The 20,375-nt window shown below is 60.2% G+C and carries 21 protein-coding genes; 2 read left to right on the top strand and 19 right to left on the bottom strand.

The annotated features are described in order from the left end of the window. The first annotated feature begins 3 nt into the window (after positions 1-3). A complete protein-coding gene (gene parA / locus ASG07_RS16625; protein ID WP_055849627.1) occupies positions 4-669 on the top strand; it encodes a ParA family partition ATPase in 666 nt (221 codons plus the stop codon). After that, on the top strand, positions 666-923 hold the full coding sequence (locus ASG07_RS16620; protein WP_055849624.1) for a ribbon-helix-helix domain-containing protein: 258 nt from the start codon (positions 666-668) through the stop codon (positions 921-923). The genes parA and ASG07_RS16620 overlap by 4 nt, the downstream gene beginning before the upstream one ends. Positions 924-956: 33 nt before the next feature. On the opposite strand, the gene ASG07_RS16615 is transcribed toward ASG07_RS16620, so the two are convergent. The 19 genes from ASG07_RS16615 to pseB form a co-directional block, all read right to left on the bottom strand. After that, positions 957-2,237 carry a sugar transferase gene (locus ASG07_RS16615; protein WP_055849622.1) on the bottom strand — a complete coding sequence of 427 codons (1,281 nt, stop codon included), beginning with the start codon at positions 2,235-2,237 and terminating at the stop codon, positions 957-959. Positions 2,238-2,431: 194 nt separating this feature from the next. Further along, positions 2,432-3,139, bottom strand: coding sequence for a polysaccharide biosynthesis/export family protein (locus tag ASG07_RS16610; RefSeq protein WP_201781057.1), 708 nt, complete (start codon positions 3,137-3,139; stop codon positions 2,432-2,434). Positions 3,140-3,249: 110 nt separating this feature from the next. Continuing rightward, positions 3,250-4,065, bottom strand: coding sequence for a glycosyltransferase (locus tag ASG07_RS16605; RefSeq protein ID WP_055849618.1), 816 nt, complete (start codon positions 4,063-4,065; stop codon positions 3,250-3,252). Continuing rightward, entirely contained in the window at positions 4,065-5,153 is a 1,089-nt protein-coding gene (locus tag ASG07_RS16600; protein WP_168377380.1) for a glycosyltransferase, read from the bottom strand. Before ASG07_RS16600 ends, ASG07_RS16605 begins: the two co-directional genes overlap by 1 nt. A gap of 17 nt (positions 5,154-5,170) precedes the next feature. Then, complete coding sequence (locus tag ASG07_RS16595) at positions 5,171-6,379, bottom strand: hypothetical protein (RefSeq protein WP_168377379.1); 1,209 nt, start codon at positions 6,377-6,379, stop codon at positions 5,171-5,173. After that, positions 6,372-7,016 carry a DapH/DapD/GlmU-related protein gene (locus ASG07_RS16590; RefSeq protein WP_082474919.1) on the bottom strand — a complete coding sequence of 215 codons (645 nt, stop codon included), beginning with the start codon at positions 7,014-7,016 and terminating at the stop codon, positions 6,372-6,374. The genes ASG07_RS16595 and ASG07_RS16590 overlap by 8 nt, the downstream gene beginning before the upstream one ends. A gap of 149 nt (positions 7,017-7,165) precedes the next feature. After that, positions 7,166-7,693: an acyltransferase gene (locus tag ASG07_RS18060; RefSeq protein ID WP_269082639.1), complete on the bottom strand. Its 528-nt coding sequence runs from the start codon at positions 7,691-7,693 to the stop codon at positions 7,166-7,168. Between the two features lie 17 nt (positions 7,694-7,710). Next, the gene (locus ASG07_RS16580) at positions 7,711-9,033 is read right to left on the bottom strand and encodes a lipopolysaccharide biosynthesis protein (RefSeq protein ID WP_156361933.1); all 1,323 of its coding nucleotides are present in this window, start codon (positions 9,031-9,033) and stop codon (positions 7,711-7,713) included. A gap of 52 nt (positions 9,034-9,085) precedes the next feature. Further along, a complete protein-coding gene (pseI, locus tag ASG07_RS16575) occupies positions 9,086-10,138 on the bottom strand; it encodes a pseudaminic acid synthase (protein ID WP_055849605.1) in 1,053 nt (350 codons plus the stop codon). Between the two features lie 64 nt (positions 10,139-10,202). Beyond that, positions 10,203-11,723: a capsular polysaccharide export protein, LipB/KpsS family gene (locus tag ASG07_RS16570; protein WP_236694764.1), complete on the bottom strand. Its 1,521-nt coding sequence runs from the start codon at positions 11,721-11,723 to the stop codon at positions 10,203-10,205. Positions 11,724-11,756: 33 nt separating this feature from the next. Further along, positions 11,757-12,653 carry a phytanoyl-CoA dioxygenase family protein gene (locus ASG07_RS16565; protein ID WP_055849596.1) on the bottom strand — a complete coding sequence of 299 codons (897 nt, stop codon included), beginning with the start codon at positions 12,651-12,653 and terminating at the stop codon, positions 11,757-11,759. Continuing rightward, on the bottom strand, positions 12,650-14,203 hold the full coding sequence (gene pseG, locus ASG07_RS16560; RefSeq protein ID WP_055849593.1) for a UDP-2,4-diacetamido-2,4,6-trideoxy-beta-L-altropyranose hydrolase: 1,554 nt from the start codon (positions 14,201-14,203) through the stop codon (positions 12,650-12,652). The genes ASG07_RS16565 and pseG overlap by 4 nt, the downstream gene beginning before the upstream one ends. A 2-nt stretch (positions 14,204-14,205) precedes the next feature. Further along, on the bottom strand, positions 14,206-14,991 hold the full coding sequence (gene hisF / locus ASG07_RS16555; RefSeq protein WP_055849590.1) for an imidazole glycerol phosphate synthase subunit HisF: 786 nt from the start codon (positions 14,989-14,991) through the stop codon (positions 14,206-14,208). Then, a complete protein-coding gene (gene hisH, locus ASG07_RS16550) occupies positions 14,985-15,629 on the bottom strand; it encodes an imidazole glycerol phosphate synthase subunit HisH (RefSeq protein ID WP_055849586.1) in 645 nt (214 codons plus the stop codon). The genes hisF and hisH overlap by 7 nt, the downstream gene beginning before the upstream one ends. Before the next feature lie 25 nt (positions 15,630-15,654). Next, the gene (locus tag ASG07_RS16545) at positions 15,655-16,806 is read right to left on the bottom strand and encodes an N-acetyl sugar amidotransferase (RefSeq protein ID WP_082474916.1); all 1,152 of its coding nucleotides are present in this window, start codon (positions 16,804-16,806) and stop codon (positions 15,655-15,657) included. Positions 16,807-16,835: 29 nt separating this feature from the next. Further along, on the bottom strand, positions 16,836-17,465 hold the full coding sequence (locus tag ASG07_RS16540) for a pseudaminic acid biosynthesis-associated methylase (protein ID WP_055849584.1): 630 nt from the start codon (positions 17,463-17,465) through the stop codon (positions 16,836-16,838). 20 nt (positions 17,466-17,485) lie between these two features. Then, positions 17,486-18,178 carry a pseudaminic acid cytidylyltransferase gene (pseF, locus tag ASG07_RS16535; RefSeq protein WP_055849583.1) on the bottom strand — a complete coding sequence of 231 codons (693 nt, stop codon included), beginning with the start codon at positions 18,176-18,178 and terminating at the stop codon, positions 17,486-17,488. Continuing rightward, positions 18,175-19,335 carry a UDP-4-amino-4,6-dideoxy-N-acetyl-beta-L-altrosamine transaminase gene (pseC, locus tag ASG07_RS16530; protein WP_055849580.1) on the bottom strand — a complete coding sequence of 387 codons (1,161 nt, stop codon included), beginning with the start codon at positions 19,333-19,335 and terminating at the stop codon, positions 18,175-18,177. Before pseC ends, pseF begins: the two co-directional genes overlap by 4 nt. A 5-nt stretch (positions 19,336-19,340) precedes the next feature. After that, positions 19,341-20,339, bottom strand: a complete 999-nt coding sequence (gene pseB, locus ASG07_RS16525; RefSeq protein WP_055849577.1) for a UDP-N-acetylglucosamine 4,6-dehydratase (inverting) — start codon at positions 20,337-20,339, stop codon at positions 19,341-19,343. Positions 20,340-20,375 lie beyond the last annotated feature (36 nt).

Raw genomic sequence — 20,375 nt, 5'->3', positions numbered from 1 at the left:
GACATGAAGACGCCCGGAAAGACCATCGCGATCATCAGCCAGAAGGGGGGCGCGGGAAAGACCACGCTGGCCATTCACCTCGCCGCGGCCGCGCAAGACGCCGGCGCGGTGTCGCTGATCGTCGATACCGATCCGCAGGCGACCGCCAGCCAATGGGCCGTCTGGCGACAGGATACCCCGCCCGAAGTGATCGACAGCCCGCCGCCCCGCCTCGCCGCCAAGATCGAGGCCGCGAAGGGGCAGGGGGCGCAGGTCATCGTCATCGACACGCCGCCCCATGCCGACAGCGCCGCGCGCGCCGCGGTCGAGATCGCCGACCTGGTGCTGATCCCCTGCCGCCCGAGCGCGTTCGACCTGTCCGCGATCCAGACCAGCGCCAAGCTCGTCCAGCTCCTGCGCAAGCCCGCCTTCGTCGTCTTCACCGCCGGGCCACCGAATGCACCGCGTATCTATCAGGAGGCCGGCGAACTGGTGCAGGGGTTCGGCACGCCACCCTGTCCGGTGATCCTGCCCGACCGCGCCGCCTATCGCCACGCCTCGGCCGAGGGCCGGTCGGTGATGGAGGCGGAACCCGCCGGCAAGGCGGCCGAGGAGATCCGCGAATTCTACCGGTGGACGTGTCGACAACTCGACATGCCGACACCTCGTTTCAGAAAGGCCCGCCCATGAGCCGCAAGCCCAGCTTCGCCAATCTCCGCGCCCGCACGCCCGATCCCGTCGCGACGCCGGCACCAGCGTCGGAACCCGAACCCCGCACGAGCAGCCGCGAGGGTCGCAAACAGATCGCCGGTTTCTTCACACCCGACATGTCCTTCGCCATGCACACGCTGGCCCGGCGTCAGGGACGGAGCCTGCAGTCGCTGATGGCGGAGGCGTTCAACGACGTGCTGCGGAAACACGGGGAAAGCCCGGTGGGGGAGTGAGGTCCGGCTCGGGGCGAGCAGGAATGGAGTCTTTCAGCGCGCGCCGGATCCAGAAATCATGGTTTGTAACGTCCGAATGACGATCAGCACGTCAAGCCAGAAGGAAAAGTTCTTCACGTAGTAGAAGTCGAGGTGCAATTTCTCACGTATCTGGGCGACTGCCGTTACGTGACCTTGATTGATCTGTGCCCAGCCGGTGATGCCGGGTTTGATGATGTGACGATAGTGATAGAACGGGATTTCCTGTTCGTACCATGAGGTGAGTTCAGCCGCTTCGGGGCGTGGACCGATCAGGCTCATCTCGCCGCGGACGACATTGATGAGTTGCGGGAGCTCGTCCAGCCGCGTGCGCCGCAAGAAAGCACCTAGCCGGGTAATCCGCGTATCGTTGACCTGGGTCATGGCGCGTGTCCGATCGTCACTGGCGTCAAGCGTCGCAGGATCGGCGATGCGCATCGTCCGAAACTTGTGGACGATGAAAGGCCGGGCACGAAAGCCTGTTCGATACTGCCGGAACAGCGCCGGACCTGGCGTTTCCCACCGGACCGCCAATCCGATCACGATCATAAGCGGCGCGAGCAGCAGCAGGGCGACAGCGGCCACGACTACATCGACACCGGCTTTGATCTGCAAGAAGATATCGTTGGGATTGAGCGCCCCGAGCGTGTTCTCCGACAAACGCTCGACTTCCACTCGCCCGGTAAGCTGTTCGATCGCCTGCCTGACGTCGTAAACCGGAATGCCGTCGAGGACGAGGTCGGTGATGCGCTTGTCCCAGGCGTCGCTATGGTCGAAGTGCAGATCGGCGACGACGCCGTCGAGGGCCGGGACGGTCATGTCTATCCGCTCAAGCCTGCACCATACGACCTTCTTCAAAAGAGGTAGATCTTCTGTCCGCCCACCCGGCACGACCCCCATTCGGTAACGCTGACGCGATCCGATCAGGAGATGCATGAGGGTGAAAACGATTACCGAGGCGATATAGATGACGGTTAGGAGAACGCGGCTATAGTCCAGCCTGAGCAGGATAAGAGCGATCGCGAGGAGGCCGAACGTCGCCGATATCGCCATCACGACATAGCCGCCGGCAGCGATGCCAGGAAAGATGTGGAGCCGCCGGAACGCGAATACCCCCGCGGCCAACGACATACTGGCTCCGATCGCAGTGATATACTGGGTCGACATGTAGACAGGAATGTCGAGCAATATCCAGCTGAGTGCGATCGGCATCGCTACGGCGATAAGCCAGCCCAGCAGGATCTGGTAGCGCAGGCGCCGAAACAGGGCCGGAAGCGGCTTGGTGGCGTCGTTCATGGCTAGATCAAGGTAGCCGGATCAGGCGTGCCCATGATGTTCCTTTGTGCATCCGGCAGATGAAGGACTGACATGCAATTCAGGTGCTCTGAAGGCAGTGCCATGCGGCAATCGCAACCATGCCAACCTATCCCAAGCCCGAGATCGGACACCACGTTATGCCTAAGTTTAAGCTCTTTACCGCATAGCCATCATTAATTTTGTAGAGCAACGATGATCGGTGTCGTCAGCAAGGGTACGATCGACAGGAGGTCCCTGAACAGGCGACGTGACTTGGAGTCACCCACGACGACAACATCGCCGGTATAGATGTCAGGATCGGCATAGTTGCCTTTGCGTAGCGCATCGAGGTTATACAGCGCGGCGTAGTTCCTTCCATCGACCGTGCGAAGCACGACGACATCGTCCAGTTTGGCGAATTCAGTCGTTCCCTTGGCGACCGCGATCGCGCGCAACAGCGTCATTCGACCAACCACCGGATACATGCCGGGTTCGCGTACCTGGCCATCGACGGTCACGACCTGGCTTACCGTATTCTTGACGTTGACGGTAACGTGGGGGTCGCGGACATAGCGTGAGCGCAAGCCGCGCTCGATCATGCCAGCAACTTCGAGTGGGGTCTTGCCCGACGCTTCGACCGCGCCGATCAGCGGAAAAGTAATCCGCCCGCTCGTATCGACCTGAATGTCGTTCTGGTTCAACTCCTGGATCCCGACGACACTGATGGAAAGCTGGTCGAGCGGCCCGATATAATATGGGCGGTCGATACCAGCATAGGTGCGGGTCGGAGCGGGGAGTGCGGTTGCTGCGAGTTGGGTCACGCTTCCGTCGGGTTGTACGCGCGTCGTCGCGCACCCGCCCACCATGAAGCAAGCCACCAGAAACGTGATGACAATCCGCATACCTAATACCATCTTACAGATCTAGCAGTGACTACCATATCCGTTCACAAGGGATGCGGTCCGTATATGCGGATTACCCCGCAGCCCGGGGAAAGGCAAGGTTGAGGCCGCTATCGCTGCCGGAGTAGTTGATCGAGCGTGGCGCGATTGCGAACCCGACGGGTGCGATCGAGGACGAAGCCCCATTTCGCAAAATATATCAGTGCCGAACGAATGTGCGCCGCTCGTAATCGGGGATCGGAGTAGGATGCTTTCGCAAAGCCATGAGTTACCGATACGCGGGGTTCATACATCGTGGTCCAGCGATCTCCGATCCGCCGTACCAGATCGACGTCCTCCATGTACATGAAGTAGCGTTCGTCAAAACCGCCAATGGCGCCGAGCGCCTCTGTCCGTACCAGCAGGAAGCAGCCGGACAGCGACGGGATGGCGGAAGGTGCCGACTGCGACAGTCCGTGCAGTTCATACCGCTGGTTAATCCACCTCCGCAGTGCCGGGATCGGCAGGAATCGCCGCAGAAGTAGGTCGACCGGAGTCGGCAGAAGCTTGCACAATTGCTGAAGCGATCCATCGCGGTAGCGGACGTTTGGCATGACGGCGCCAACGCCGGGATGTGCGCGAAGGAATGCGATCAGTTCAGGCAATACGTCGGCGCCGAAGGCAACGTCAGGATTGAGCAGCAGGTGAGCGTCCGACCGGTTGCCGATCATCGCCAGCGCCCGATTATGTCCACGTCCAAAGCCCAGGTTCTCGCCCGCAAAGACGTATTCCACACGATTGTTGGAGAACAGGGGATGGGTCAGTGAAACGGGCGAGTTGTCGATTACCGTCAGCGTGCCATCGCTGCCGTCCAAATAGCTTGCGATCGCTGCGCCGAACTCCGCCGGATCGTTGTTGTAGAGCACCAAGGATGCCGACAGCCGCATTACAGATCCCTGATCAGATAGGCCCACAATGACGGCCAGTCAGCGTAGAAAGGAGCGGCGGGGTCGGTGCCCCGCTCGCCTTGCGGTATCCAATCGCCATTCGCGACCGCGCTGATTGCGGCCGCCCATGCGGCGGGATCGCGAGCGTCGACGAACGACACGTCGGCATACTCGCCGACTGTCTCGTGCGCATATGGCAGGTCGGCGACCAGCAGTGGCTTGCCGAGCATCTTTGCCTCGGTGATGGGCAGGCCCCAAGTTTCCAGTCGCGACGGAAACAACACCATGTCGCAATCGGCATATTCAGCAGCCATTCCGGTACGATCCTGTCGTCCAATAAAGCGGAGTGCGGGATCGGCGCCGTACCGCCGATACAAAGCTCGTGCCCAACGCCCTTCGCTGCCGTCCATCGTCAGGCGCAGTTCGACGCGGCCGTGCAGTGGCTCGGGTAGCCGGGCCATGGCACCGCACACGGTTTCGATATTCTTGAAAACGCGCGGTAGCGCCGGGTACAGCAGCCGTAGTGGAGCAGTGCGATCCGGTCGCCGCAGCGTTGTGGGCGAGGGGCGCACGGTCGCTGCGGCCGGCATGCTCGGATGCGCGACGACGACGTTGCGATGATAACGCCGCAGTTCCCGCCGAAGCCAATCCTGCTGCACGATCACCGCGTAATTGCGCCCGATAAAGGCCCGGTAGAGCCACAGGTACAGCTTGTTGAATGCGAAAAAGCCCGGATCGTACCATGCCTCGGTCATGCTGGGCGCGTAGAAGGGCGACGGATTGTGGCAATAGACGGCTTGCCTGCGGGCCGTGACGCGTGGCGTCATATCGTGGAGCGAGAGCCACATATCAGGTTTCAAGCGGCGGGATAATCGCGCGAAGGTCCACCATTCCAAAGCGATGCGGTGGAACCAGCTCGACTTGGACCGGGGGAAGGCCAACGTCTCGACATTGGGTAGATCGACGAGAGCATGGTCATGGACCAGCGCCGTGATCCGCCATTGTTCGCCCAGCGTCGCTGCCGCGGCCGCCAGGCTGTCACGCAGAATGGTCAGCGGCCCGCCCTCGCTGAAATTGACGGCGGACACGACCAGATGCCGCTCCCTCATCGGGCGTTCGCCATTGGCGGCAGGTTCGACCGGGTGGCGTTGCTCCAGCGGAAGAACGCGCCTTGATCGTAAAAGAGAGCATAGATGAAGAGCAGCGACATCAGTGCCGATCCGTCGAATGGAACTTCGACGATCCCGATCATCAGAAAAGTCAGCACGAAGACCAGCGGGGCAGAGCCATATCTCATCGAAAGGTTAATCGTACGGGAAAACATGGCCAGAAGAAATATAACTGACAGTAAAAGTCCAAATCCATTGACAAAATAAGCGTACATTGAATCCGATACGTTTTTAAGTCCGCCCAGCCAGAACTCTGCATTGTTGAGTGTTGAGTAGGACAGTTCGAATTCCATGAGTGAAAGGCGGCTCGAGAAAAGTTCATCGGAATCAATTCCAATAACTGAGAGCGTCCAGTCAGAAAATGCCCGTGGAAAGTAGATCGTCACTATCCCGGTCAGCGTTACGCCAACGATGGCAGATAACAGACCAAAGCGTGTCATCCCGCCATTTATTCGGTTAGAAAAGTAATACCCTGTAGCGATGAATACATATGCCAACGCAAAAGTACGGCTGCCGACGCTCAAATACATGACAGCGATAAATATGCCACATATTATTAGGCCGCGAGACTGCCGGTATATGAAAAATACGAAAGCAGAAGAAAATATATAGAAAAAGAACGTATTAGGATTGGTAAAGCCAAAAGATTCTTTGACTCGTCCATTCCATTCAAATGATGTAGATGGAAGGACGCCTACGGTAGCTAAGAGTGCAATAAGGGCAACTAAAGCCAAGGAAGCATATGCGGTATATATGAAGAACTTTTCCGGATCGCGAGATTTGGCGATTGCCGCGGAGAAGATCAGTAGAGATATTATGTCGACATACGACACAATCGCCTCAGTCAAAAGATAGGGCGACAGGACCATGCCGATTGTGACGACCGACAGTGGTAGCGAGCGGTCGATGGTCGAACGGCCGATCCATAGCGCGCTGGACAACGCAACCAACGCGATCCGGGCGATATTGATATTGTCCAGTAGCGCAATGTCGTCGCGGACGAAGCGGATGCTGGCGATGATGAGCAGAGCATAGGCAGCCGCGAACATACCCTTGAAGAACAGGCCGTCGGGCCGGTCGTCGATCGTGGCGGCCGCAGGTTCTGGCATGGGATAGAGCTGGCCTTGGCCTGGACGTTCAAGCATGGGCTTCGATCGCATCGGCTGGACTGGGCACCAAGAATTCCGGGCGTAGCCAGCCTGTCGTTGTAGGATCGAACCGTCGGATCACCCGCGCCGGCGCGCCGACCGCAATACAATTCGCGGGAATGTCGTTGGTTACGACCGCGCTTGCGCCGATGATTGCGCCATCGCCGATCATGACGCCGGGCATGATACAGACATGCTCGCCGATCCAGACGTTGCGCCCAATCCACACCGGTCGTGACGCCAGCGGTCGCAGGGCCGGTGGCACATCGGGTGCGGACTGCCGGTCATGGTCTTGATAACTGCCGTGATTGTGATCCGTTATGAAGACCTTGCTCGCGATCAGCGTGCCGTCGCCGATGGTGATGTGATTGATCGCGGCGATGTGTACGTAATCGTTGACCTGAACGTCCGCGCCGATGTCGACCACTGTTCCGGGGGTGGTTGGAAACGCGTCGATCCGAAGGCCGACGCCAGCGGTGAAGCCCGCGCCCAGCCGAATATGACGCGCACCGCGAATATAGGCGGGCCGGCGGACGATCCGCGCGCCGCGGTGGACCAGCCTGGTGTACAACACGTCACCGAACAGCCGCAAAAGGCCCAGGAAGCCGTAGCGCGCCCATAATCCTTCGGTCATGCGCATCAATCCTCGACAGCGACGGGCAGCGCGCGTGGCTGCGGGCCTTTGATCGCGACTAGGTCACGCATGGGAACGGGGCAAGTTCGACCCTTGCGCCAACTCTGTGTCACAACGTCACTTCAACCCGCGTATGCGTAGATGCCGGCCTATCCGGCAATCTCGCCGCCGTCCCGGTAATGCGTTCCAGCCAGCCTGTCTTGCAGGACGTGGGGTCGGGCGCTCACGACGATCTGGTGCGGTGCGACGTCCTTCGTCACGATCGCCCCTGCGCCGACCACGGCATAGCGGCCGATCGTGACCCCGCCCAAGACCATCGCTCCCGTGCCGATCCACGCGCCATGCTCGATTGTGATAGGTCTCGAAATATGGGGGTAGGGGGTGGGTTGCGACAAGTCGAGCGTTGCCGTTTCGATGGTGACGCCTTGGGAGATGCGGACATGGTCTTCAAGCACCACTGGTGAGCGAGCCCCTATCACCGTCTCGGGACCGATCATTACACCGCTGCCGATTACAATATTCTCGCGATATTTAAATTGCGTCGACAGTGCGATCGACAGGTCCTCCGCCGCTGGAAAAAGCGACCGTGCCCGGCAATAGGTTCGCCACGCGTTCCATTTATCTTCTATTCGGTCGACGCCACGATGAAACTGGCGGAATGGCCATGCGGTCGCCATTCTAACAACCTTCGTCGTCATTGTGTCGGAGTCTTTCTATCCAGCTTCCACAGCAAGATTGATTTTATCGCAAGTTCCAGCAGCGCGGTCGTAGAGAATGTGACCGACGCGCCCAAAATTCCAAATCGCGGAATGACGAAGATGTTTATCAGCAGACTTAAGGGAATGACAGCGAGCGATACACGCATCAGGTCCGCATCCCGGCGTCGGGCATACAGGCCAAAATGCACGACTATGCCGGCAATCAGCAGCAGATTACCGATCAGCAGAACGTAAAATGCTGGAAGAGCGCCAGCATAGGCCGCCTTTTGAACCTGGTCCAACAGAAACGGCATCCCCCCGGCCAAGACACCCGAGATCGCCAGCGCCAGCGTCATCGACCATACCAGCATCGACGTGAGGGTTTCACGCTCAATAGTCCGATCTTGCTGCTTCGCGGCACGCAGCAGGCGCGGTAGCAAGACTGCAATCACTCCGGTCTGGACAAAGGTCATCATGGTATTGGCGAAGCTTTGATAGAAGGAGTAAACTCCAACAGAGCTCTCGCCCATCGAGCGCTGGACAATGAAGCGATCCGAGTAATATTGAACCTGTGTTAGCAGCGCGACAACGAAATAATGTCGCGCACTCAAGAACGCCTGGCCGAGCCAGGCCAAGCGGTAGCGCTGCGGTCGCACTAGATATGCGCGGATTGTCCAAAATCCAAACGCGCAAGCGGCACCGGCTCCCGCCAGCCAAGACAACAGGATGGTGTCGATCGTATGCGCTGGCGCTGTGGTCAGTAGAGCGATCAGCGGCACCGGCATCCATGCCGCTCCACGGATGAATTGCAGCAGGTTCGATGCGACCGGTCGCATCATTACCATCAGATAGCGGCCGAGTTCCTGACCAACGGACTCGCACAGCAGGATTGCGGACAGCAGCGCAAAATTGAACTTGCCGGTGATCCCGAGGAAGATGCCAAAACCATAGATTACCGGCAGCGCGACCAAGAACGCGCCGCCAACGGTGAGCAGGTGGCTCTGGATATGCTCTGCGCCTCGCCCGTCGTCATCGTCAGACACGATCTCGCGTGTGGTGAAGGTGTGAAGCTCCAGACCAATGACGTAGATCGCGATGGTGACAATCGTTACCAGCAGTGCGTACAGGCCAACCGTGGCCGGATTGGTGTAGCGCGCCAGCGCGACGATGAAGGCGAACTTGCCGAGCAACAGTAGCGCACGCAGCATGATCGACGTCGCGCCTGCCGCCACCATCCCGGTCTGTCCAATCCCTTTGATCGGCAGCAATCGCCGCAAGGTCGCGCCGCTGTTTCGCGTCAGACGAGGCCAAATGGCCATAGGCGCTCGCTTCTGAAGCCATGCGAATGGTTGGGGGACGAAGGGCGGATCATTATTCGAGCAACGGCCACGCCAGTGGTGTCCCGCGTGCGATCGGACCGCGCGCGCGCATGCCGATCACGTCCGGAAGGTAGCGGGGTGCCAATCCGTGCCCGGGGCGAATCGACCGGACGTTGTCGGCGCCGAGCACCTCATTGGCGGCGATGTCGCGCACCGCGTAAAGTGACCGGCGGAAGACGATATTCTGCTTCTCCGCCGGCTGCAGCCGATACGACACCTCGCCGAGCGCCTGCCAGGCGTCGCGACAATCGGCGGTCAGCCGGCGGAACTCATCGGGTTCCAGGCTGAAGGCTGCATCCGGCCCGCCATCAGCCCGAGCCAGCGTGAAGTGCTTCTCGATGACCGTTGCACCCAGCGCGACAGCCGCAACCGAAGTCGCCGTGCCGTGGGTATGGTCTGACAGGCCGACCTGGACATCGAACGCCTGGGCAAGGTGGGGGATGGTGCGGACATTCGCCTGATCGGTCGGTGCCGGATAGGAACTGATGCAATGTAGCAGCACGATGTCGTCGCACCCGCTTGCCCGCGCGGTCGTGACCGCACGCTCGATCTCGCCGAGGCTTGCCAGCCCGGTCGACATAATCATCGGCCGCTGCTGACGCGCAACATAGTCGATCAGTGGCAGGTCGGTGATCTCAAATGATGCGATCTTGTAGACCGGGCAATCGAGGCTCGCCAGCAGGTCGACCGCGGTTTCGTCGAACGGAGTCGACAGGATCGTAACGCCGTGCTGCCTGGCGCGCGCGAACAGCGGCGCATGCCATTCGTACGGGGTATGCGCCTCACGATACAGGTCGTGCAGCGTGCGCCCGTCCCATAACCCGCCGTTGATCCGGAAATCGGGCAGATCACTGTCGATCGTCATTGTATCGGGGGTGTAGGTCTGAATCTTGATCGCGTCGCAGCCGGTTTCGACTGCCGCGTCGATAAGCTCCAAGGCTCGCTCCAGCGAGCCGTTGTGGTTCCCCGACAATTCACAGATCACATAGGGCGGACTGTCAGGCCCGACCTCACGGCCATCAATGGTGATCGGCTTCGTGTTCATAGACCATTTTCCGTCGTCTTGTGGAGCCATGCCCCCGTGGCAGTCAGCTGGCCAGTTCAGCGTGTTAGCCCGTTGCCCGACCTGCCCGCTCGATATCGCGTTGCGCCATCTTCGTCATCAACAGTCCGGCGACATGGTCGATCGCGGTCTCGTTGGCTAGAGAGCCCTTGAAGCTGAAGCTACCCTCGTCGGCATATTCGACATAGGCGGTCATTGCCGTGACGATGTCCGCAGGATCGACCGGTTGATAGCCCATCGCCCAAGCCAATGCCTCGTCCAGTCCGGTATAGCTCTCGACCATGCGGACGTTCGGGAAATAGCCGAACAGGACGTCGCCGAAGCAGATGACCGGCTTGTTCAGCACCGCAGCTTCGAAGCCCAACGTGCTGGTGACGCAGATGACGCCCAAGGAACGACGCGCAAGCTCCTTTGCATTCAGGTCGGGCGCGAGCAACTCGACGTTGGGAAGGGCATCGAGCGCGCGGTAGAACGACAGCGGCTGCAGCGCCGTTGCCGAGGGATGCTCCTTCACCGCCAGCTTCACGTTTACCGGCAGGCGGAACGCAATCGCCTGGATCACGCTCAGCTCGTTGATGAAATCCGGGGCGAGCACCGACGTACTCGCCTCTGGATGAAAATGCAGCGGATAGAGAAAATATGCGGGCGCTTGCACGTCGCGCTGAAACAGACGGGCGACCGAGCGAAACCGCAGGCGACGCTTCACCGCGCGTCGGAACAGCGCCCAGGATGCAAGCAACGGATCGCCAAACTGATAGGCCAGAGCCATGTCGTCACGATGGATACGGCGATAGCGCAACAGACGGCGCAACCGACTGAATACCGGCCGATTGAGGTACTTCGCCGTAATGCTGGTCGCCATCAGCGCAGCGCCATCGCCTCCCGCACGCATATAGTCGGGCATCTGTTCGTCGATCGAGGCGATATAATGTTCGGCGATCCGCCGCGCCTCGGTCGAGCCGCCAGTCCGACAGATCCGCTCCGCCAGCGCGCCAACGGTTACGTGATCGCGCAACGCTCCTGTAGGGCTGATCTCGATATGGCCGGGTATGCGGGCAGGTGCGAGGCTGAAGAACGGCAGTCCGCGACGTTCCGCCTCGCGATAGGCGACCATCGCGAAGCTGTTGCTGACCTGTTCGTACACGATCGCGTCGGGACGCACTGTGTCGAAGACCTCGGCAAAGAAGGCGTGCAACCGCAGCACAGCCTCGTCGTAGCGCAGTGCGCCGCCTCCCTGTTCGAGCGGGGGAGTCATGCCAAATGTGACAAATCGATCGAAATCGGAAAACAAGACGTCCCATGTCGGGACATTTCCCGCAGGGTATGCGACAGGCTCGGTGCGGCGGTCGCGACAATAATCACTGAAATACCAAGCGCTCTCTATCGGACTATCCTCCCCGCTCATCACGTCCGAAAGATGGGAATCCAGCACATAGGCCACGCGCGCGCCACGCTGCCGCAGAAAGGCACCGAGGCGGGTGAAATATTCGCGGCTGTATGCCGCCGAATTCACGATGACGAGAAAAGTGCGTGGGGCGGTAGAAGACATCAGCGGGGATTCAATCACGAGCAAATTGGACAGGAAGGCGGCAGCGCCGGATCAGGCGTCGTGGATCAGTGAGATCGGCCTGGTCTCGCGATCGGGTACGGGTGCATCAACGATCAGCCGTGATCGGAAGATTGTCGGCGTGATGGAGTAGCGCACCTGAAGAAGCAACCGCGTTCCCGACGCCGGCTGCTGGCCCTTGTGAACTCCAAAAGTGTCCTCGATGAAGGCGTCGCCGGCTCGACCCGTGACCGTCTTGATTCGCCCGGCACCGAAGGCCTCCTCAACCTCCGCATCGGTCAGACGACGTCGATCGAGCAATCTGGGTTCGACATGCGATCCCAGCACGAACTTATGCGGCCCCTGCGTATCATCGACATCGGTCAGATACAGAAAAAATTTGAGGAACCGGATTCCGTCATTGTCGCGATGAAAATTCTCGGCTTCCTCGGGCTGGCCGCTGCTCGCCAGCGACCACCACGCCTGAATACTATCGACATAGGGCGTGCTGCCAAAATACTCGGCTGCCAGCGCCAGCAGTCTTTCGTCGAACGCTATGTCGTGCGCGGCCTTCAGCAACGGTGCCTCGACGATGTCGGCGACGTGGGTGTCGACTGGCGCATCCGCAAGCACGAATGTTCCGCGGTCGGCTTTCCAAGGGTCCCGACACGGCATGGCTGCCAGAACGGCGCGTAGTTCTGCGGCCCGATCGGGAGAGAGATAGCCAGGCAGCATCATCGTCCCGTCGCGGTCGAGTGTCGTCATGTCGGACATGGCCGTCGTTGTCCGCCCGCCCCGAAACAGTGCGATCGCGCTCGACAGCCGCTTGCGCATGCCCGGGCTGCGAATTCGTTCTTGAAAGCGGTGGAAAAGATAGACCGGAATGCTCGGTCGCGCGATCGCGCGCTTCAGGGGCAGGAGCTCGCCCGTATGAGCCTGCGCTATCGTCATCGTTCAATTCTCCCGTCCCGAACCTTGCGCAGTCGGTCCTGTTGAAAATGATAGCCAGCGCGTTCGAACATCCGCGACGATGCCTGATTGCCGGGTTCAACCCTAGCGTGGAAGACGACGTCGCCGTCACCTGCGCCCATTATCGCGATTTCCCCGGCCTCGAGCATTTTGGACCCCAGTCCCAACCCATGTAAAGCCGGATCGGTATAAATTGAGATTTCCCAAGCCTCATATTCATTCAGGTCGAAGCGGATTGCTCCGACTGGAAGCGTGCCGACGACGGCAACGAACAACTGACGGGTCTGCGAAGCCAGCACTGCGGCGAGCCAGGCCAGATGATCGGAATAGTCGATCGCGTCGCCGTTGATCGAGACGGCACGCGTCGATCGATCGTTGCGCCAGACGTGGAGCATAGACGCATCCGCCAGAACCGCCGGACGCAGGGTCATTCGATTTCCCAGCAGCGACAGAGCGACCCGCTCGGCTCCGCGCCCGTCGACCAGCTGCCGTGATCGTTCCGCCAGCACACGACGTTGATCGGGCCGAGCAATTAAATCGGTGGCGACGGTGGCGAGGTCGCCTGCTTCGGATAGAAGGCCCGTAGCCGCTATGCCCGGGATCGTTGCGCCGCGAACAAGGCCCAGTCGAGTCAAGATCGGCACGACAGTCAGCTGGTTTTCCGCCAGCACCACTGCGATCGTCGGCACCCCGATGCAGGCACGTTCGTAGCTGGACGTTCCGCCCGCGCCGATCTGCAGATCGTGCCGGGCATAGAATGCACTGAGGTCGGGCAGATCAGTCGATAGCGCAGCGTTGCCATCGGTCGCGCACGCCTGCGCTAACGCATCTGCATGAGGCGCCGTAGCAGTCGTCACGATCTCGATCGCGCCAGCGAACCCGACGTCGTTCCGCAGGGTTCGTAGCGCAGCGCCGGAGGCGTCGTGCTCGTCCATGCCGCCCATGAAAATTCCGATGCTCCGTACCGCCGTGTCGAAGGTGTAGCGGGGGGCCGATCGGTAGGAGGACGCCAGCGCTGCGAACCGCGGTCCGACGAGCGTTCGCGTGCCGCTCGCCAGACGGCCTGCATATTTCGCGGTATGATCGGCTGCCGCATTGGCGTCGAGCAGTATGTCGGCGCCAAGCGCACGGTCGCCCAGGTCATCGATCGCGACGACGGTGCAGTGCAGCGCGTCGCGGATCGTCATGTGCCAGCGCGCGCCGAACGCATAATGATCGACGATGACAAACTCGGGCACCCATTCGCGCAATGCGGTGATGGTTTCGATCACATCACCGGCTTCGGTCACTCCAGCCCAGGCCGCATGGGCTGGCGCGTTCGCAACGGGCGCGGGCACGTCGCCGGGCGGAGAAAGCCAGATCACGGGGTAGCGGCGCGTCGCCATGATCCGTTCCGCCACAGCGTCGTGGCAGCGAATGACGAAACGAGGCTCCGCTCCCAGCGCCTGCAAGGCGTCGGCCAAGGAAAGGCAGCGGCGCAGATGGCCGGTGCCGATCCTTGTCGACGCGTCGCAACGCACCGCGATCCGCATGGTCAAATCTCCAGCGCGGGCGCGGAAAAGGTCTGTCGGATCGGGATACCGGCTTCGGCCAGCGCTGCTTTCGCGCCAGCAGGCGTCTGTTCGGTGTAATGGAAGATACTGGCCGCTGCGACGGCTGATGCGCCAGCCTGGATGACGGCGTCGACCATGTGCCGGTAATTGCCCGCACCGCCTGATGCGATCACCGGAATCTTTACCGCCGCCGCCACTGCCTCGATCAGCGGTAGGTCGTAGCCCTCCATTGTCCCATCGCGTTCGATGGATGTCAGCAGGATTTCACCTGCACCCCGGTCTTCCAGCTCGCGGGCCCATTCGATGACCTCGCGCCCCGTCGGTACCGAGCCTGCGTTGCTATACGTCCGCCAGACACCGTTGCCTTCGCAACGGACGTCGATGCTGGCCACCACGCACTGTACGCCGAACCGCGCCGCGATGTCGCCAACAAGGCTGGGCGTCGTATAGGCAGCGGTGTTGACCGTTACCTTGTCCGCGCCCGCGCGCAGCAGGCGGCGGACCTGTTCGATGTTGACGATCCCGCCACCGACCGCGAGCGGTACGAAGCAATCCTGACCAAAATCGGCGATCGATTCATAATCCGGCGTTTCGTCCGTACCACACAGAGTGATATCCACCAGTACAAGCTCGTCGACCTCACGCTGGTTGTAGACCTTGATTGCCGGCAAGACCGGACCGACCCGGCGCCAGCTGTCAAAGCCGATGCCCTTCACCAGCCCGAAGTTTTTCCACAAAAGGGTGGGGATGACCCTAACCTTCAGCATTGCGGTCCTGCCAGAAAATTGGCGAGCAACCGGAAACCGGCCCGCGAGCTCTTTTCGGGATGAAACTGGGTCCCCCAGACATGGCCACGCCGTACCGCGACCGTTACCGGTACCCCGTAATCGGTAGTGGCGATCACGTCTGACGGATCGGTCGCCGCAAACGCGTAGCTGTGAGTGAAATAGAAATCGGTGCCGTCCGAAATTCCGTCGAACAGATTGTCCGGAGTTTCGCCCCGTGTGATCTCGTTCCAGCCGACGTGTGGCAGCCGCAGCGTGCAGCCGAGTGTGCTCAGATGGTCGACGCTGCCCGGGACGAAGCCCAGGCCCGGCGTGCCGCGCGGATCACCATCGATGGCACCCTCCGTGCCAAAATCCGCCAACAGCTGCATTCCGACGCAAATCCCCAGCAGTGGTCGGGAAAACGCGCGCACTTCCTGCTTGATCGCGTCAGTCCAGCCGCCCTGATCGAGCAAGCGGGCACAATCGGTAAAGCTGCCGACGCCGGGCAGGATCAGGCAATCGTTCAGGTGCATGTCGACCGGTCGCTCGATCAGGACCGGGGTGGCGCGCAACGCCTCCAGCGCGCGCGCCACTGACCCCAGGTTGCCGACCCCGTAATCGATGATCCCGACCTTCATATTCCGGCTTTCACCGCCTTAAGCTTCATACGTTATCCGAATTCAGCTTGGTGAGGTTGCCGTGGCGATCCTTCAAAAGATTGCCGGCGACATCGCGTCGGAAAATCTTCTTGTTGGTAAAGTTGTCGCAGATACGGATGAACTCATCGACCGATATCTCCAGGGGTTCCAGTATATCTGCCAGCGATTTGCCAAGATATTCCCAAGGAAAGCGGCCGTCGAGCCGTTTAACGGCGTCAAGGCCATCCTGGCGCGTCATCCGACCGCGACGGATATGCAGGCAAGCATGGTCGGTCGCGCGGCCAAAGCCAAATTTTATGTATTTGAAATAGTCGTGAATCCCGGTTTGATAATTGTCGAGGTTCTCGTAATTGACGAGTGATCCTTCCGCCGCCTTTTCATAGGACGTAAAGCCGTTGGCGACCGAGATCAGCGTGTTGGAAAGTCCATCCCAAGGAATATAGTGACCCAGGAACAGGCCGGTGACGCCGACCCGCGCCAGTTCCTCGTCGGTGGGATAGGTGTAGCTGATGAGGTGCTTGGCCTCGATCCCCTCCTGGCCGACCATGTCGGTCACGCGCAGCCCCAACAGACCGCCGAACTCCTCGAGCCAGCGACGGTTGAGCACATTATTGCCGGCCGCTGCCGCGGGGCCGCCATACTCATTCTGGGAATTCTCGCCCCAGACGATCAGGGGAACATTGAACTGCACCGCTGCGCGCACCGGGATGGTGAAGATGCCGACATGCTCGGCCCACGAGATGTCGCCAACCTGCATCAGGCCGACCCGGTTGAGCTTGGCACGCACCAGCGGATTGGGCGAGAACTCAATATAATCAACGCCCAAGCGCTTCAGATTCTCGATATTCTTGCGACCGATCGTCGTCAGGTCGCACGTCGTCGAGGTAACGCATAACGGATTGAGCCCGAACTGCAGCATCCGTACGACCTGATAGGTGCTGTCCTTGCCGCCGCTGACCGGAACGATGCAATCCCAATTATCGCCGCCGCGGCGCCGATATTTTTCGAGGACCTGTTCCAGTTCGATGGCACGCTGGTCCCAGTCGATCTCCCTGCGGCCCTCGTAGCTGCGACAGGCGTTGCAGATTCCCTCGGCATCCAAATGCAGGTCCGGCTTGGTATCCGGCATCACGCACCGCTTGCAATATGTCAGCATCGTCTAACTTTCATTCCTTTGACCGCGCCTTATCGTTTTTCCATCAGAAACCAAGTGATGTCATCCTGAGGGAATAGCGGGTCGCGATGATAGACGAAGCCGTAGTCGCACAGCTGCATCGTGGAGTGGCGATCCATGATCTCTCCGGCAAAATCACGTTTGAAAAGGCGTCCTTCATGTCCGCGATAGGGGATCGCGACCGGTGTCGGATCATAATATTCGGCGACGAGCAGATAGCGAGCGGTCGCGCTCACCAGCGTGTCATACACCTCTGGCAGGACCTCGGGATCCATGTGGATCAGCACGCCCTTGATGAGCGCTAGGTCAAACGTCCGTTTCGATACATAGTCGAGAATTGACTGATGATGGATATTAGTTTCCGGAATTACCTTGCCCAGTTGCTGCACGGCCTCGTCGTTTATCTCGATCGCGGAGGCATCGATCCCCGGAAACAGAAGATTAAGTGCCTTTAGATTCATGCCGATATTAGCGCCAAACTCAAGGCAGCTCGATACGCCGCCGGTCTGGCGCAGTGCCTTGGCGAAGAAGTCAAGATTGGCCGCGAGTAGCTGGTCACTCTGATTGCGCGCAATGTAGCCGGTCCCAAACTCACCGGCCCAGAACGCTTCCTGCTCGGTTGCGAACTCATTCTGTCCCATTTGGCCTACTACCTTTCCATCTAGTCGAGGCGGCTGTCGCGGAGCATGCGAAACAATGTTTCGGCGCGCTCCCAGTCCTCGGGCGTATCGATGTCCTGCACCCGCTTGCGCGGCAGGACGACGGCGGCCGACCGCGCGGCGAAAATCGGGCGGTGCGCCAGCCACGCTTCGGTTCGCCCCCAGTAGAACTGACCGGCATCGTGATACGCTTCCTCCAAATCCTGCGAACGGGTATCGCGCTGCGCCGGATCGATCATGCCAACGTGCCCTCGATCATCGAGCCGCAATGCGCGCTGGATTGGAAACGGGAAGGTCGTCACAGAAAAAGCGTAGTCCCGCTCTCCGTCCAGCATCGCACAGCCCCGGACGAGATCGTCGCTGTGCAGCAACGGGGCGGTCGCGTAGATGCAGCAGGCGCGCTCGACCGGGGCGATCCGCTGGGCCCATTCCACAGCGTGCGCGATCACCGGTACGGTGGGAGTGAAGTCGTCGGCCAGTTCGGCGGGGCGACGGAAGGGGGCTTGGGCACCATATGCTTCGGCTACCGCTGCAATTTCATCGTCGTCGGTCGAAACCAAGATCCGGTCGAAGCAGCCGCTTTCGCGCGCTGCGGCGATCGACCAGGCGATCAGTGGCTTGCCGCAGAAATCCTTGATGTTCTTCCGTACAATGCGCTTGCTGCCGCCACGCGCGGGGATCACGGCGATGTTCAAGGGGTCAGCGCTCTTTGCAGGGCGGCGATCACCGTGTCTTGCTGCTGCTCGGTAAGGGTTGGATACATGGGCAGGCTGATCGCTTCCGCGTAATACCGCTCGGCCTCCGGATAGTCGCCGACCGAAAATCCCAGCGCCCGGTAGAATGGCTGGGTGTGGACCGGGATGTAGTGGACGTTCACCCCAACCCCGGCTGTACGCAAACGAGCAAATACGGTCTGTCGTGACGGCGCGGTATCGGACTCCAAAACGCGGATCACGTAGAGGTGAAATGCGGAGTAAGCGTCTGCCGCGCGTGCGGGTGTCGTCACCGGCAGATCGGCGAGCAAGGCGTCATACCGTTCGGCGATGGCGTGGCGACGCGCTACATAGGGATCAAGCCGCGTCATCTGGCTGGCGCCCAGCGCAGCCTGAAGATCGGTCATCCGGTAGTTATAGCCCAGCTCGACCTGCTGATAATACCAGTCGCCCTCGCTGCCGCCCTCCATCTGCGCCGGGTCGCGGGTAATCCCATGGCTTCGCAACAATGCCATTCGTGCGGCAAGTGCCGGATCGTTGGTCAGCGCCATACCACCTTCGGCGGTGGTGACGATCTTGACCGGGTGGAAGCTGAAGATGGTGATATCGCTATGGCTACAATCGCCGATGTAGGTGCCGCGATACCGGCCGCCGATCGCGTGCGAGGCGTCCTCGATCACCTTGAAGCCGTAGCGCCGAGCCAGTGCGCCGATCGCCGCCATATCACACGATTGCCCACACAGATGGACCGGCACCACGATCTTGGGAAGGCGGCCTGCCGCTTCGGCCTGCGCCAGCTTATCGGCAAGCGCCGGGACGCTGAGATTGTAGGTCGCAGGATCGATATCGACAAAATCGACCGTTGCTCCACAGTAAAGCGCGCAGTTAGCCGACGCAACGAAGGTGACGGGCGTAGTCCAGAACAGGTCGCCGGCTCCGAGGCCCAAAGCCAGACAGGCGAGATGCAGCGCCGAGGTCGCGCTGTTCATCGCAACCGCATGCTGCGCACCGACGTGATCGGCGACAATCCGCTCGAACCGCGGCACAGCCGGCCCCTGTGTAAGGAAGTCCGATTGTAGCACCGCGACGACCGCGTCGACGTCAGCCTGGGTTATATCTTGGCGCCCGTACGGAATCATCGTCTTCAGATCTTGCCAATCTTGTCAGCGTTCATGTCTATCCAATCCTGCAGATCGTCCGGCGTCATCCATTCGGGATTGTTGTCGCTCGTGTAGCTAAACCCTTCGGCAACCTTCACGCCGTCCTTGATACGAAGCGTGCTGTCGCTCCAGTTGTGGATCGCTGGCAGGATCTTAAAATGCTCGGGATAGGAATACGTAAAGGCGGCATCTTCCTCGCTGATCATCTGCTCATGCAGCTTCTCGCCGGGGCGGATACCGATCACGTCCTGACGGGCGCTAGGTGCGATTACCCGGGCAACGTCGGTCACCTTCATGGAAGGGATCTTCTTCACATAGATTTCGCCGCCCTCCATGTCATCAAAGGCATGCCAGACCAGCTCAACGCCTTGTTCGAGCGAGATCATGAACCGGGTCATGCGACTATCGGTAATGGGTAGGACGCCCTTATCGCGGATCGACACGAAGAAGGGGATTACCGATCCGCGCGAACCCATGACGTTACCGTAGCGCACGACCGCGAACCGGGTGGAGTCGCCGCCAACATACGAATTTCCGGCAATAAAAATCTTGTCCGACACCAACTTGGTCGCGCCGTATAGATTTGCCGGCGCACTTGCCTTGTCGGTCGATAATGCGACGACCCGCTTCACACCCTTGTCGATGCATGCATCGACAAGGTTCATCGCCCCGTTGACGTTGGTCTTGATGCACTCGAACGGATTATATTCGGCGGTCGGCACGATCTTTGTCGCGGCGGCATGGACGACATAGTCGACGCCGTCCAGCGCGCGGTACAGGCGCTCCTTGTCGCGCACGTCGCCAATGAAGAACCGGACGCGATCATCGTCCTTGTACGCCTTGGCCATCTCCCACTGCTTCATCTCGTCGCGTGAGAAGATGATAATGCGCTTCGGCTTGTACCTGGCCAAGGTCATCGGCACGAAGGTGTGGCCGAAGGAGCCGGTACCCCCGGTGATCAGGATATTGGAATTATCCTCCATAGCAGGAAAGCAACCTTGTCGTTTGGGGGTGAGACC

Source organism: Sphingomonas sp. Leaf343, assembly GCF_001423765.1.
In the GTDB taxonomy this organism is placed as follows: Bacteria; Pseudomonadota; Alphaproteobacteria; order Sphingomonadales; family Sphingomonadaceae; genus Sphingomonas.
The sequence above is the reverse complement of the archived record's forward strand: the minus strand, read 5'-3'. Positions and strand labels throughout refer to the sequence as shown.